Consider the following 12,681-nt stretch of genomic DNA (forward strand, 5'->3'; position numbering starts at 1 on the left):
AACGGGAGAGGTTTCCGGGTCTCGTATCCCATCTGTTTCGACACACTGAGGTTAATAGACAGTTCAACCGTGTGGCTTTTGCTGAAGAGTGGCGGCATCGGTGCCCGCAAGCCGAACCCTTAGTTCTCGTTCGCTCTTGTGCTGATCCGCCACCAGGTTCGGGGACCTATCTTGAGCACGGACCCGGGTTCAAGGACGATTTTGCCGCCCTCTTCAAGCATGACGTTCCCATTGACGCGAACCGCACGTTGCAAAACGAGCCGGCGGAGGGAATTTTTGCTGAGATCAGGACGGGCGAGACAGAGTAGGTCGAGGAGGCGCACCGAGCGCGTCGGAAGGGTGAGCACAGGCATCTGATCGGGTTCATTGCGGTCTGAGAACGTCGACAGGAATGCTTCCCGGCTTCGGATCGCCTCCTCGCGGCCGTGGTAACGGCAGACGATCTGTTCAGCGAGTTGCAGCTTCGCGTCCCGTGCGTTGGCGCCACGCATCGCGACTGCTGCGGAGAGACGCTCGATCTGCTCCTCCGTCATATCGGTGTATGCGGCAGCCCACTCCTCGACAAGGGTGTCCGGCAAGCTCATCAGCTTTCCGAATTTCTCCGCTGGATCGTCGAGGAGCGCCACGTAGTTGCCCAGCGACTTCGACTGCTTTGGCCCACCGTCTAGGCCGGGCGTGATCCGGGTAGTGATCAGCGTCTGCGGGACCGCACCCAGACGCTGCTGGTAATGGCGCCCCATCATCTCGTTGAATAGCTGGTCGGATCCGACGATTGTCAGGTCGCTGGCCATGGCGAAACTGTCGTAACCCTGCAACACCGGGTATGTCAGCTCATGAAGAGCGATCTCCCGTCCCGCTGCCATCCGCTCGCGGAACATGTCACGGCTCATCAACCGTGCATGGGTGGTCATGCTGAACAGCGACAACAGCTCCGTCACCGGCATAGCATCGAACCATTCCGAGTTCCGACGCACCTCGAACAGGGCAGGTTCAGTGCGCAGCACAAGACCTACTTGTTCGATGAACGCGAGCGCATTCCTGTCTATCTCGTCCCGCGATAGAACCGGCCGTGTCTCGCTCTTCCCGGTGGGGTCGCCGATCTGCGTTGTCGTATCTCCCAGCAGGAATACCACACGGTGCCCGTGCTCTTGCAGATGCCGCATCATCCATAGATTGACGGCGTGCCCCAAGTGCAAATCAGGTGCCGTGCAATCGACACCGTACTTGATTCGCAGGGATTTTCCACTAGAAAGCTGGGCAAGGAGTTCGTCCTCGCCGATGATCGAGTCAATGTTTCGGCGCAACGGTCTCAGGATCTCAAGCGGGCTGGTCATCGTCTTTCCTCACGGACATCCGGAGGGCGATTCCGTGCCAGAAGCCTCCCGGGAACAAGAAAGCCAAGGACGGTTGTCCTTGGCTCGGGGCTCTGGCTAGAAGTGATCAGGCGCTATGCGACACCGGCTCTACCAGAGCCGGCAAATAGGTGAAGCGTCGCGAGATCACAATGCAAACCTAGCAGACCCTGTCCGCGGCCCGCCCGCAAGCCGGACCGCCAACGGGTACTCGCGCGGAGACTCGTGGTTCCGGCACCGCCCAATTGTGACGGTACCCATTTGACAATCCCGACACTAGGCCCGATGGCGGGCGTCATGCGCTCGAGATCGTCATCTTGCTGTCTCGAAACCCTACCGATGCGAGACAGGTCCAGATGCGCGACAAGTCACCCGCCGCTCGTCGCTGAACAGGCGATCTTCTTTGTCTCGTAAGCCACGGGTTATGACACACTTCGGTTACGAGACGGTTCGCAGTGCGGCGGGTGTGGCCCGCCAAGCGAGGGTGCGGGTGGCACGTCGGGGATGTCGGGGAGACCATGGGCGAAAATGGGTTTCAGGAGCCGGAGGGCTTTGTCGGGGAGTCCGTCGCCGGGGTAGAACTCGTTGAGGAGCTCTTCAGCCGCGTCGAGATCGGGAATGTGGCAGATGGCGAGGAGGTTGGAAATGTCTTGCACATCGCGGCCGGGGCGTGAGGCGTTCAGTTTCATGGCGAGCAGGGCGCGTGGCGAGGCGACTTCCACGGTGATGTCCTCGCTGGCGTAGAGAACTTCCCATTCGGGGTCGGCACCGTAGGCGGGGATGAAGATGGTGGCGTTGCTGTTGAGCCAATCGTGTGGCCAACCGTTTTCGGTCGCGACTTCCATGGCTGCTGCGAGGATGGGTGGTTCGGGGTGTAGCTGTGCGTCTATGTCGGCAGTAGTAGGGCGATCGAAGTAGCGCAGCGCGAGCGCTGCACCCCCGACAATGCGGATCCCTGCCGGCTGGCTGGCCGCACGGAGCTTTGCAATGACCGCGTTGATGCCGCTAATGAGATCGTCGCGGTCAAGTTGATCTCCGGGCATTAGATGCTCTCCAGAGTTGCGGCCTCGATCAGGATGCCGCGGCTGAGGAACTCGATCGGAACCTGTGCCGGGTCGGCCGGAATGTCGTAGTCACTGGTCCGTGGCGCCCAGCGCGCATTCGGGTTCCCCGTCCTGGTGCCTACCCAGTCAGGGACCGGGAGAGAGTTCGCGTTGAGACGGTACTCGCAAAGCGCGGCAATAGCGGTGTCCCACTGCTCCGATCCCGTCGGAGAGGGCTCGGTTAGGGTGAGGCCGACGCGTGTGGCGCCGCTCTCGGCGGTGAGGTTATCGGCGAGCTGCAGGAAGCGCCGGAATGCCGAGGCTTCGCTGGCGCCGGCGAGGGCAATGCTGATGTCTGATGCGATGTGGGCCGCGTCGCTTCGCACGGTGGGAATCGTGACCACGGTGTGACGCGTGGCGCGCAGGAGCAATTCCAGCGTTGCGACCGTTGGTTCGCGTTTGCCGTGCTCGATGAGGGACAGGGAGGATCCGGCAATCCCGGAGCGCTGAGCGAGTTCGCTCTGGCTGAGACCGCTGGCCGCTCGTGCGGAGCGCGCGAGGATCGTTGCCGTCACAACACCCACCACCTTTTACTAATTAGTAAAAAGCCTACCATGTGAAGTTCAGCTCCGGGCAGGCAGGGCTCGCTGTTCGGTGGTGTCGATGGTCAGGGGTTCCATACGCACGAGTTCGAGCACGTCTTCTGCGGTCTCGCAACCCTGCGATATGCGATGCCTCACCCGTCGCCTCTCGCGATCGCCGATCGCACTGTCTCGTATCCCATAGGTCTTGATACAAATCGGTTATGAGACAACCTTCAAGCGTGCTGCGCGGCACGCCGTAGAGAGAGTGGCTCTGCTGTGCGGACATCTCTCCGACCTCCATGGGCTTGCGACGTCTGTAGCAATCAGCATTCAGCAGTCAGATGTCGGATCGCGAGCGCCTCTAACCGGGGCGGTAGTTCATGCCCACCAACGAACAATTCAGCGGTGCAGACTCCTGCTTCGAAAGCTGCGAGAACAGCATGCACCCCCTCGAGCGGGAACAACGGATCGTCGATTCCCGCCGTGACCAACACCTGCTGCTGGTGGAGGGCCGCGGCAACGCACGGAACGTCGCCGGCGGTAGCGAGTCCAGGGACGAACCACGCTGGATTGTGCTTGATGTGGTGGGCTTCGAACGACGCGAGAGTGCCGAGACCGCAACTCACTACGCCAATGGTGAGACGCGGATCCACGGCGAGGTTGAAGAGTGCGACCTGGCCACCGAGCGAGTGTCCCATAACGCCAATTCCTTGATCGTCACCGAAAGATTCGATCATCCAGGTTGTGATGGTTGCGATGTCGCGGGTGTGCTTTGCCTGGAGACTGCCTCCGTTCGAGATCCGCAGAAGAGCGTCGAGACTCTCGTCTGCGGCAGGGTCCGATGACCACGCCCGCTGTCGTTCCTCGAATCCGAGGAGATCAGGGATCAGAACCCGCGCTCCTTGCTTGCAGAGTCGAGGTCCGTAGGCAAGCATCCGATCACCGTTCAGTCCCGCGGCCTCGCTCTTTCCGAGCGCGAAAGACCCGGCGTGCTGGTGCAGCGCGATCACGTTTGAGCCTGTTGGCTCCTCCGGTATGAGCAAAAAACACGGGATCACGTCACCGTCGGCGCTGACAATCTCGACGCGTTCCCAATACATGCCGGCGGGGCCAGCAATTGGCCGCCGTTGGACTGACAGCGGTCGGTACTGTTCAGGCTCATCAAATTCCAACAGGTCCCGGATGGCGCGGCGATCATGCGGTAATTCGGCCATGGAAATAACCTACCCACTAGGGAGCATTTAGCGCGCTGGCCCTTCGCCGCCGAATCCTGCCCGTTTTTGAGCTCTGCCCAGGCCGACGGCCTTTGATGTACTGATGTGACCTTCCCGCTTTGTAGCGACATTCTGGATCGGGCGCATCGAGCTGATTTCCCGGGTCGATCCAGGGCGGGTTCCGTGTCTCGTATCCCATGGGTTTCGAGGCATCGAACTTATGAGACACCTCAGGTCAGTGCCCGTTCTGAAGGACGGAGGTCGAGCTGCTTTCACTTACTTTGGTGGCCGGACCCCAAGTGTTGGACTGCGTCGCGAATTTCGTTCTCGTTGAATCCTTGTGCCTTCATGTTCAACCGAATGCGGTTTTCGATGTCTAGTTCTTTGCGCGCGGTGCGGGCGGCTCGTCTGATCTTCAGGAGCTGCCAGATGACGGCCCACACCACTGCCACTCCCACCACGACCAGGAGGAGCGCGAACGCACTTGATAGAAGCTGAACTATGTCCATATTCGAGTAACCCTACGCACAATCGCCCTCAGGGGCAGGATCGGCCGATCAAATTTTGCGTCCACATGGTCCGCTACTGCGGTGATGGTCTTCCAACACATGGGATACGAGACCATGCGCATCTAGTCTGTCCACTGTCAGCGTCCCGCGAGGCTTGCGAGGCGCCTTTCCTTGGGTAGGGGACGTGCGCGGCTACAGTGAGCAAATGGGTGACAACGCGCGAATCCCCGCTCGCAGACGATCGTGGGCTGTTATGGGGCTGCTTGCAGCTCTCATCACTGTGCCATTGCTGCAGGTCATCACGGCGATCTTGAACCACTCACCGTCAGTAGCGGGATCTAGGTTGCCGGCGGTGTTGGGCGGCTTGGTCGGTGGAGTAGTGCTCTGCGTGATACTTCTGTGGGGGTTCTACCACCCGGGGCGACGACTGTTGAGCGAGCTCACCCGTTCAGGAGCTGTCCCCACGGCGATCTACTCCTCAGATTCTCTCAAGGAGGCGCTGCAAGACCTCAGTGGCGTGCGCCTGAAGTCGTATTTGTCGCGAGATGGCGCATTCCTTGCTTTCGTGGATACCGGCGAGAAGTTTGAGTTGTGGCGGTGGTACTGGAAACGTCCGCAATGTGTGGCGAGGATCCCGTGGTCGAGGATCGACTCATACGAACAGGACGAAGTACGTCACGCCGTCACCATCGACAGGGCGATAGTGGTCGGCTTCCAGAAGGAAGGGCAAAGAGTCAGCATCCCCTTGACCCCTTACAAGCGCGGTTGGCTCCGGCTCAGACCGGTAAGCGACAGAGAATTCTGGTCCCTACTACAGCACTTTGAGTCTCACTTGTCGGGAGACCGTTCCGGCGACGAATCGAGTTCACAATCGACAGTGTCTCGGAACTAGTTTGTCTCGAATCCCATGGGTTTCGCGACGGACAGGTTTTGAGACAGCGACCCAGAGTTCACGACTCATTCTGATTCGTCGTAAGGTCCTGTTCTCAGCCACGCTGTAATGTCCAACGGCTGCGTGGGCGGCAATTCGATTGCGGCGGGGTCAATTGTGGCGATGCGGACCGGTCTGGAAATTTCGTTCAACATTTGGTGTCCAATTTTCGGCTGTAGGAGATTCGGATCGTGATCTGGGCGAGCAGCTGTGACGCTAACCGTCGTGGCGGTACGGAGCATTCGGGCTGGCCGGATCGTCAGATCCGTGTTGCCCGGGACGGCATCTAGCTCAAAGAGTCCTGGGGTTCAACGACGAGCGCTACGCGTAGCCGCTGCTTTGCTGCCGCGTACCGCGACCGCGCCGTGGAGGACGACACACCTGTGATTTGGGCCGCCTCCACGAGGCTGAATCCCTCCCAATGGACAAGTTCAGTCAACTCGCGAAGTCCTGCGGGCAGTTGTCTGACAGCTTCGCGAACGGCCAACGCGTCAAGGTCGTCTGTATCCGCGGGCGGTTGCTCCAGTTCTTGACGGAGTCGATTACCAACGGCCTGACGCCGACGGGTTGACCGGTGAGTGTTTAGGAGCAGGTTCCGGGCGATTGCAAAAAGCCACATGCGGGCGCCGACGGCGTCGGTTGGTGCCTTGTTCGCCTTCTTCCACGCGACGATAAAGGTCTCGCTGAGGACATCGGCGGCATCCGCGCGCGGATCCGTTCGCCGTTCCAAGAATGCAAGGAGGTCAGAAGCATTCGCGCGGATGAGTGCCTCTAGGCGGATCTCCTGGTCCATCTTCACCGGGTGGCCTCGTCACATTTTCCGCCGGCTCTTAGCGAGAACTGACCGCTATCGAGTCCTTCCGACTCAACGGAGGTTACGATCACGTCGTACGCGGCATCGATGAGCATGGACGATTCCGGATCGGACGCTGCCGGTTGAAGTGTTGCCTCTGGATGTACGGCATTGTATTCAGCAATCGATGCTGCCTTAGCCGCTTCTGCCTCAGGCGAATAGGCGTAACCGTTTCGGATGTTGTCGGGGATCTCCAACGTGTCAAAGTCAATCCCGAGGAGAACGTTCTTTGCGGCCAGGAAGGACGGGTCGTCGTCCGCCACCCCCTCCTCGGGAAGCACAACCACCCCTGCAACACAGGTGTCGCCGTTAGCGTTGGTGTGTTGGAGAGACTGGTCCGGTGTGAACCCTAACCATTCGAGCAGCGGCTCAGACGCAAAAGCCGCGGTTGTCCCTCCGAGAAGTACAACGGATAGAACTGTTCCTCCGACCAGCCACCGCTTGTGACGCTGGCGCCCGGGGCGCGCTGCAGAGATCACCTCTTCGAGAGCAACGTTGAGCTGGTCACCTCGAGGGATAGTCGAAGGCGCTGAAGCGTTCAGCCGTTCGAAAAGCGTTTCGTCGTCCATGTGCGGCTCCCATCAGTGACTCTCTTAATCTCTACATGTCCGCTGATACGTGAAACGTCCGACAGAAGCGCTGTCCTTACGGATTCCTAAGCTGGAGGTATTTCATCTGCAGGGTTAGGACCCGACCGTCTCAGAAGCCTACGGAAACGAGTCAGGTCAAGATGATGGCATTCCACCCGAGCTTCTTCGCCCCAGAACTCATGAATGGAGAAAACTTCCAATCCCTGCGCTCTCCACTCACATCTGTCTCGTATCCCTAAGGATGCGAGACAGCTCAGGATGTGAGACAAGTCAGGACAAGTCATCGATCCCTCGTCGCATCCACGGCGATACCCGATGTCTCGTATCCCATGGGTTATGAGGCGCTTACGTTACGAGACACATGCACAGCAGGCTGCGGTGTTCGACGCTCCCTCTCGGCGGAATCCTTCGAGGTCACGTCCCGCTGAGTGGTGGAATTTCTCAACACCGTGCGGGTCAGTGGTTCTAGTCTAGGCGGCGGCGAGTTCTGGGAGGATCACCGCCTCGTCGATGACCTCGATGGGATTGTTCATGGTGGCCAGCTCGAGCATCGAGGCCTCGGAGAAGTAGCGTCTTTCGCCGGCTTCCCACTCGTCGTGCTGCTCGATCAACACCGACCCCGCCAAGCGCAGCAGCGCGGCGGCGTTGGGGAACACGCCGACGACGTCGGTGCGGCGTTTGATCTCCTTGTTCACCCGTTCCAACGGATTAGTGGACCAGATCTGGCGCCAGTGCCGCCGCGGGAACGCGGCGAAGGCGAGCAGGTCGGGTTGCGCGTCGACGAGCATCGCGGCGACCTTCGGGTGCGACCGACTGAGCATCGTGGTGACCTCGCGGAACTGCTTCTCGATGTGCTCACGGTCGGGTTGGGCGAAGATGGTGCGGATGATCGAGGCCACCATGTCCTGGGATCCTTTCGGGATCACGGCGAGGACGTTGCGCATGAAATGGACTCGGCATCTCTGCCACCCGGCGCCTTGGAACACGGTGCTGATGGCCTTCTTGAGCCCGGTGTGGGCGTCAGACATGACCAGCTTGACCCCGTCGAGACCGCGGGTCTTGAGCGACCGTAGAAACGACGTCCAGAAGCCCTCATTCTCGCTGTCACCCACGTCGAAGCCCAGTACTTCCCGGCGGCCGTCGGCGGCGACCCCGACCGCGACGACGATGGCTTGGGACACGATCCGGTGGCCGACCCGGGCTTTGCAGTAGGTGGCATCGAGGAACACGTAGGGGAAGTCCTGGGCGGCCAAGGTGCGGTCGCGGAACTCGGCCACCTCCGCGTCCAGGCCCGCGCAAATCCGAGACACCTCGGACTTGGAGATCCCGGTGTCCGCGCCGAGGGCCTTGACCAGGTCGTCGACTTTGCGGGTTGAGACGCCGTGGACGTAGGCCTCCATCACGACCGCGAACAACGCCTGGTCGACCCGTCGGCGCCGCTCGAGCAGGGCAGGGAAGAACGACCCGGCACGGAGCTTCGGGATCTTCAGGTCGAGGTCGCCGGCGGTGGTCGTCAACGTCCTGGATCGGGTGCCGTTGCGGTGGGTGGTGCGGTCGCCGGAGCGCTCGAACGGGGCGGCGCCGATGAACGCGGTCGCTTCCGCATCGATCAGTTCCTGGTAGAGCTTTTCGGTCGCGGATCGGATGCGATCGGTGACATCGGTGAGTTTGAGTTCTCCCAGCAGGTCGAGCAGGGCAGACTGGTCTAGAGCCATCGTGGTTTGTGTCTTTCTGTGAGTAGCTTTGATCGGTTCTCACTGACCATCCCACGGTGGCTCTTCACGTTGACGAAGCAACACTCAAGAGCGGGAAACCACACCACTCACGGGGACGTAACCTCCTTCGATCACATGACGCATCGACTGAACCCTGGATTTCCATCCACCCTAAAGTCCCCTCCTCGTCTCGAGATATTGCCGTGCAACGCGATCACTTTCTCTGTTGTCGTTAAGATTCGGGAGGGACCGGACATGTACAAGTAGGGCGTAGTACTCATGCACGGTAGGGGACAGATGGAACACGACGTAGACGAAGCACTGGATCGGGCGAACCCTTTTCCGAGCGATCCCGACTCTGATGTGAAGCAATTCACCCAGCGTCTCGCGGTATCGATCGCGGCCGTGGACCATCCGGCCCGGCAGCGTCGGCGGCGCCGAAATGTTGCCATCGGTTTTAGCTTGGGCGTCGTGCTCGTCGCAGGCACTGGGGCTTCGGCCATCCCGACAATCCTCGAATGGGCTCCCTGGGAGCCGGACATTATGATCGAACGCGAATTCTCAGTTGCTAGTGGGGGCGGGAATGCGAAGTGCGTCGAGGTGATGCGGGTTGACCCGGATTATGAAACGGCTGACGAGAACGTTGACCGGAACGTCGCTCAGGCGCGGGCGTTTCTCCAGGACAACGATTGGTCGTACATCTCAGTAGACCTCGATGACCTGTCAGCATATGACCGGAAAACCCAGGAGAGGCAGGGGCTGTCCGAAGGGACCATGCTGGCGATGATGGTTCATGACGAGGTCGTGGCCGAGTTCCAACGTCACAACCAGCTTGGTGTCGGGGTCACTCTTTCGGGCTTTGGCCGTTGCGACGATGGCATCGCCCAGTGAGTCGCGCCGAGGACGCGCAGCGACTACAGCAGCTCCATGATCAGATTGGAGCGGATCTTCTTGGCTACTTCGCTCGGAGGGTGGAGCCACGGGAGGACGCTGCGGACTTACTGTCTGAAACTCTGATGGTCACCTGGCGGCGGTTGGACCGGGTGCCGGCCGACGACGAAGGCGCGCGGATGTGGATGTTCGCCACCGCCCGGCGAGTACTCGCGAACTGGAGCCGAGGCCAGCGCCGCAGAAATGCACTGAGTTACGACCTGCGAGAGCATCTGGCCACGGTCGCACTGCCTGTGGCCAACGACCAGGCGCTCGACGTCAGGCAGGCAGTCTCGGCGCTTCCGCGCAACCAACGCGAACTGATCATGCTGGTGCACTGGGACGGCTTCACCATTCCCGCTGCAGCCCAGCTGCTGAAGACAACTGTGTCCACCGCACGCGGCCGGTACCAACGGGCAAAGATAACGCTGAAGGCAGCCCTCTCCAACACCGCCGCCCCCACATCAAAGACATCGACTGCGAAAGTGAAAACTTCATGAGCGACCCACGCCGGACCCTTCTCATCGCGATGGCTATTGTGTCGGCGGGCTGTTCTCTGACCGGATGCGCAGCCATGCCCTCGTCAACTGCACAGTCGCCCAGCACCCGGCAGTCCACACCAACCCCCACGGACTCCACGCCGGCTCCGGTGAACTGGCCAAAGGTCGACGAGTCAGGGGTAGGTCCTACGACAATCACGGTACAGAATCCCTCTCCGGATGCGGCGTATCTCATGGCGCAATTCCAATGGACGGAAGGAGAAGGAAGCGTGGAGCTTGTCGAAGATCCCACCATTTTCATGAGTGGTAGTGACGGTGGCAACGGCGGCTATCAGATGACCCTACCCACGGAATCTGAGGAATACACCTTCAAGATCGACGTCGGGCCGGACACTACTTTTTCCTTCTCCGGTACCTTCATCACGGGAGAATGACGAAAACACGGGAGAGGCGTTGTGCCGAGATTCTCCTCAACCAGGCCGACACGAACCCTACATTGTGAACAGACGCGGGGAGCTCGTCGTTTCGCACCTCACTGCGGCCGCGGTTGTTGTTGCGGTCCTGCCCTCAGTTTTGGCAGCAGGGCAGGCCTCGTCGCTTCTGGCGAATGCCATCCTGGGGGCCGATGAAACCGTCATAGTTCAGGAGGCGCTGATCTACGTAGTCTTTACGGTCGCGGTGGGAGCAGTCCTAGCTGGACTGACCTCCGTTCGGTTCAACGAAAGCCGACGGCGGATTTGCGCCCGATGGGGAATGATGACTGCGATCAGCGGCCTGTCGATATTTCTAGTGCTCTTCGGATACCTCACGCTCAGTTTCCTCCAGGTTGAAGCAGCGGAGCCCCTGACTCAGAGGCAGCTCCTCGCGCAGTGCGGACGAAATTCGTTGCCGGCCATAACGTGCCTTACCTACATCGCTGCGCTGGCCTGGGGCCTTTCTCGCCCGCGAAAACGTTGAGGCCGCGCCGAGGCTTGGTCTCCTGGCCGCCAGCGCCGCCGTCCTGCGCATGCTCGCTGAGAGTGCGTGAGCTGTCTCGTAACCCTACCGATGCGAGACAGGTTCAGATGCGAGACAAATGGCTTGCATCTCGTCACCGCACAGACGGTCTCCTTTGTCTCGTATCGCATGGGTTTTGCGACACTTCGGTTACGAGACACTGGCAGGCCCCAAGTCAAGTCGGCCGACGCCAGTATCGCCCCCAAGCAGAAGGTCTACCGCGTTCCTGGACCCACAGTTTCCGCGGCTTCGATGATGAGGTCTCGGATCGAGTCGTCGAAGTCTTCGAGGTGGCGAAGGCTGTATCGATGCATGGTGACTTTCTTCGAGGTTGAGAAAGATGTCCTCGGCTTGGGATTGGTGACGGTGCGCTGTAGTTCGATACCGATCTCGAGGTAGTGGCTTTTGATGTATGCGGAGGTGAAAGACCGCTTGCGTGCATAGGTGACATCGGCCGAATGAATCCGTTCCTCGACATCGGGAACCCTCTGGCAGAAGTCACGAAAGGCCTGGATCTTGGCGAGATCGGCGTCGTCGAGTCCGTCGGTGAACTCTTCCCAGTGTGCAGTGGCCATCCCTCGATTGTAGAAGGCACATCCAATGAATGCCATCGTGATTATTCGGCTGCATCTCCGCGGTCAGGGTTGAGGGCCGCCACAAGCTTGTGCATGGCGGACGCGGCGGATTCTGACGCAGTTGGGCCGAGAGCGGCAAGGCTCGACATTAGAGCTGCCACCTCCGCAATATCGAACGAGAGATCCGCTCGACGGATCAGGCTGGGGAGGCGTGCGCCTCCGCGTCGACCAGCTCGCACGTCGATAGGAACACCCGAATGACGAAGTCGTTCAACATCACGCGCGATCGTGCGGTGGGAGACGCCGAACCAATCACCGAGCTCCCGAAACGAGACACGCTCGCCACGGCGGTGCAACATCTCGACGAGTTGCTGATGTCGCTCCACACGACGCAACACCAGATGGTTGTCGCGCGAGGCAGCTGAAGCAATCACACTAGCGATACGAAACCTCTCTGAAAATACGACAACGGCTTGTCCTGGTTGATTGCTAGCCTAGCCTCATGAACGCTGACACGGTTGCTCACGACTTCTTCGACACGTATGCACGCGCCCTCGTCGCCCGCGACGCCAACGCAGTGAGCAGGCTGTACGCCACACCCGCCCTGATTCTATTTCCGGGGCAGTCCATCGCGGTTTCCGAACCCAGCCAAACCGCCGAGTTCTTCCTCCAAGCGTGGGAACAGTACGACGGAATCAAACACACCGCCACCGACATCAACGTGGTCGCTCAGACTCGACACAGTGTGTGTGGGGTGACGTCACTTGGCATCACGACAACGACACCACCGAACGGATGATGTACCAACTGGTCGATTCGAAATACGGGTGGAGAATTGCAGTTTTAACCCCGTTGGACGAATAGCTCCTTGAGCTTGAAGGTTCCCGTC

14 protein-coding genes are annotated in these 12,681 nt (G+C 60.1%); 4 read left to right on the forward strand and 10 right to left on the reverse strand.

The window, feature by feature from the left end; translation table 11 throughout:
• Nucleotides 1-119: 119 nt before the first annotated feature.
• From tyrS to BJQ95_RS03760, 8 genes are all read right to left on the reverse strand, one after another.
• Complete coding sequence (gene tyrS / locus BJQ95_RS03725) at nt 120-1,334, reverse strand: tyrosine--tRNA ligase (protein WP_130177561.1); 1,215 nt, start codon at nt 1,332-1,334, stop codon at nt 120-122.
• 440 nt (nt 1,335-1,774) lie between these two features.
• Nucleotides 1,775-2,395 carry a DUF6036 family nucleotidyltransferase gene (locus BJQ95_RS03730; protein WP_130177562.1) on the reverse strand — a complete coding sequence of 207 codons (621 nt, stop codon included), beginning with the start codon at nt 2,393-2,395 and terminating at the stop codon, nt 1,775-1,777.
• Entirely contained in the window at nt 2,395-2,970 is a 576-nt protein-coding gene (locus BJQ95_RS03735) for a helix-turn-helix domain-containing protein (RefSeq protein WP_205750104.1), read from the reverse strand. The genes BJQ95_RS03730 and BJQ95_RS03735 overlap by 1 nt, the downstream gene beginning before the upstream one ends.
• Before the next feature lie 332 nt (nt 2,971-3,302).
• The gene (locus BJQ95_RS03740; RefSeq protein ID WP_130177564.1) at nt 3,303-4,193 is read right to left on the reverse strand and encodes a dienelactone hydrolase family protein; all 891 of its coding nucleotides are present in this window, start codon (nt 4,191-4,193) and stop codon (nt 3,303-3,305) included.
• 272 nt (nt 4,194-4,465) lie between these two features.
• On the reverse strand, nt 4,466-4,702 hold the full coding sequence (locus tag BJQ95_RS03745) for a hypothetical protein (RefSeq protein WP_130177565.1): 237 nt from the start codon (nt 4,700-4,702) through the stop codon (nt 4,466-4,468).
• 1,217 nt (nt 4,703-5,919) lie between these two features.
• On the reverse strand, nt 5,920-6,426 hold the full coding sequence (locus BJQ95_RS03750) for an RNA polymerase sigma factor (protein WP_130177567.1): 507 nt from the start codon (nt 6,424-6,426) through the stop codon (nt 5,920-5,922).
• 2 nt (nt 6,427-6,428) lie between these two features.
• Nucleotides 6,429-7,055: a hypothetical protein gene (locus BJQ95_RS03755; protein WP_130177566.1), complete on the reverse strand. Its 627-nt coding sequence runs from the start codon at nt 7,053-7,055 to the stop codon at nt 6,429-6,431.
• 491 nt (nt 7,056-7,546) lie between these two features.
• Complete coding sequence (locus tag BJQ95_RS03760) at nt 7,547-8,791, reverse strand: IS256 family transposase (protein WP_256041350.1); 1,245 nt, start codon at nt 8,789-8,791, stop codon at nt 7,547-7,549.
• 297 nt (nt 8,792-9,088) lie between these two features.
• Between BJQ95_RS03760 and BJQ95_RS03765 the strand changes: the two genes are divergently transcribed.
• The 3 genes from BJQ95_RS03765 to BJQ95_RS03775 all read left to right on the forward strand — a co-directional run bounded on the left by BJQ95_RS03765 (nt 9,089) and on the right by BJQ95_RS03775 (nt 10,655).
• The gene (locus BJQ95_RS03765; protein ID WP_130176918.1) at nt 9,089-9,682 is read left to right on the forward strand and encodes a hypothetical protein; all 594 of its coding nucleotides are present in this window, start codon (nt 9,089-9,091) and stop codon (nt 9,680-9,682) included.
• Nucleotides 9,679-10,221 (forward strand): RNA polymerase sigma factor, encoded by a 543-nt coding sequence (locus tag BJQ95_RS03770; protein ID WP_205750068.1) that lies wholly within the window; start codon nt 9,679-9,681, stop codon nt 10,219-10,221. Before BJQ95_RS03765 ends, BJQ95_RS03770 begins: the two co-directional genes overlap by 4 nt.
• A gap of 269 nt (nt 10,222-10,490) precedes the next feature.
• Nucleotides 10,491-10,655: a hypothetical protein gene (locus BJQ95_RS03775; protein ID WP_165384878.1), complete on the forward strand. Its 165-nt coding sequence runs from the start codon at nt 10,491-10,493 to the stop codon at nt 10,653-10,655.
• 777 nt (nt 10,656-11,432) lie between these two features.
• Here the strand turns inward: BJQ95_RS03775 and BJQ95_RS03780 are convergent.
• Nucleotides 11,433-11,792, reverse strand: a complete 360-nt coding sequence (locus BJQ95_RS03780) for a DUF5655 domain-containing protein (protein WP_130176917.1) — start codon at nt 11,790-11,792, stop codon at nt 11,433-11,435.
• Between the two features lie 41 nt (nt 11,793-11,833).
• Nucleotides 11,834-12,151 (reverse strand): HTH domain-containing protein, encoded by a 318-nt coding sequence (locus BJQ95_RS19475; protein ID WP_130176919.1) that lies wholly within the window; start codon nt 12,149-12,151, stop codon nt 11,834-11,836.
• A gap of 143 nt (nt 12,152-12,294) precedes the next feature.
• Between BJQ95_RS19475 and BJQ95_RS03790 the strand changes: the two genes are divergently transcribed.
• A complete protein-coding gene (locus tag BJQ95_RS03790; RefSeq protein WP_240694651.1) occupies nt 12,295-12,591 on the forward strand; it encodes a hypothetical protein in 297 nt (98 codons plus the stop codon).
• The last annotated feature ends 90 nt before the right edge of the window (nt 12,592-12,681 follow it).

The sequence above is a fragment of the Cryobacterium sp. SO1 genome, from assembly GCF_004210215.2.
Lineage (GTDB): Bacteria > Actinomycetota > Actinomycetes > Actinomycetales > Microbacteriaceae > Cryobacterium.

Bases quoted from the DNA above. Each gene is read 5' to 3' on its own strand.
- BJQ95_RS03750 (WP_130177567.1), bottom strand. From the start codon at position 6,426: ATGGACCAGGAGATCCGCCTAGAGGCACTCATCCGCGCGAATGCTTCT.
- tyrS (WP_130177561.1), bottom strand. From the start codon at position 1,334: ATGACCAGCCCGCTTGAGATCCTGAGACCGTTGCGCCGAAACATTGAC.
- BJQ95_RS03765 (WP_130176918.1), top strand. From the start codon at position 9,089: ATGGAACACGACGTAGACGAAGCACTGGATCGGGCGAACCCTTTTCCG.
- BJQ95_RS19475 (WP_130176919.1), bottom strand. From the start codon at position 12,151: ATGTTGCACCGCCGTGGCGAGCGTGTCTCGTTTCGGGAGCTCGGTGAT.
- BJQ95_RS03790 (WP_240694651.1), top strand. From the start codon at position 12,295: ATGAACGCTGACACGGTTGCTCACGACTTCTTCGACACGTATGCACGC.
- BJQ95_RS03745 (WP_130177565.1), bottom strand. From the start codon at position 4,702: ATGGACATAGTTCAGCTTCTATCAAGTGCGTTCGCGCTCCTCCTGGTC.
- BJQ95_RS03780 (WP_130176917.1), bottom strand. From the start codon at position 11,792: ATGGCCACTGCACACTGGGAAGAGTTCACCGACGGACTCGACGACGCC.
- BJQ95_RS03740 (WP_130177564.1), bottom strand. From the start codon at position 4,193: ATGGCCGAATTACCGCATGATCGCCGCGCCATCCGGGACCTGTTGGAA.
- BJQ95_RS03730 (WP_130177562.1), bottom strand. From the start codon at position 2,395: ATGCCCGGAGATCAACTTGACCGCGACGATCTCATTAGCGGCATCAAC.
- BJQ95_RS03755 (WP_130177566.1), bottom strand. From the start codon at position 7,055: ATGGACGACGAAACGCTTTTCGAACGGCTGAACGCTTCAGCGCCTTCG.
- BJQ95_RS03760 (WP_256041350.1), bottom strand. From the start codon at position 8,791: ATGGCTCTAGACCAGTCTGCCCTGCTCGACCTGCTGGGAGAACTCAAA.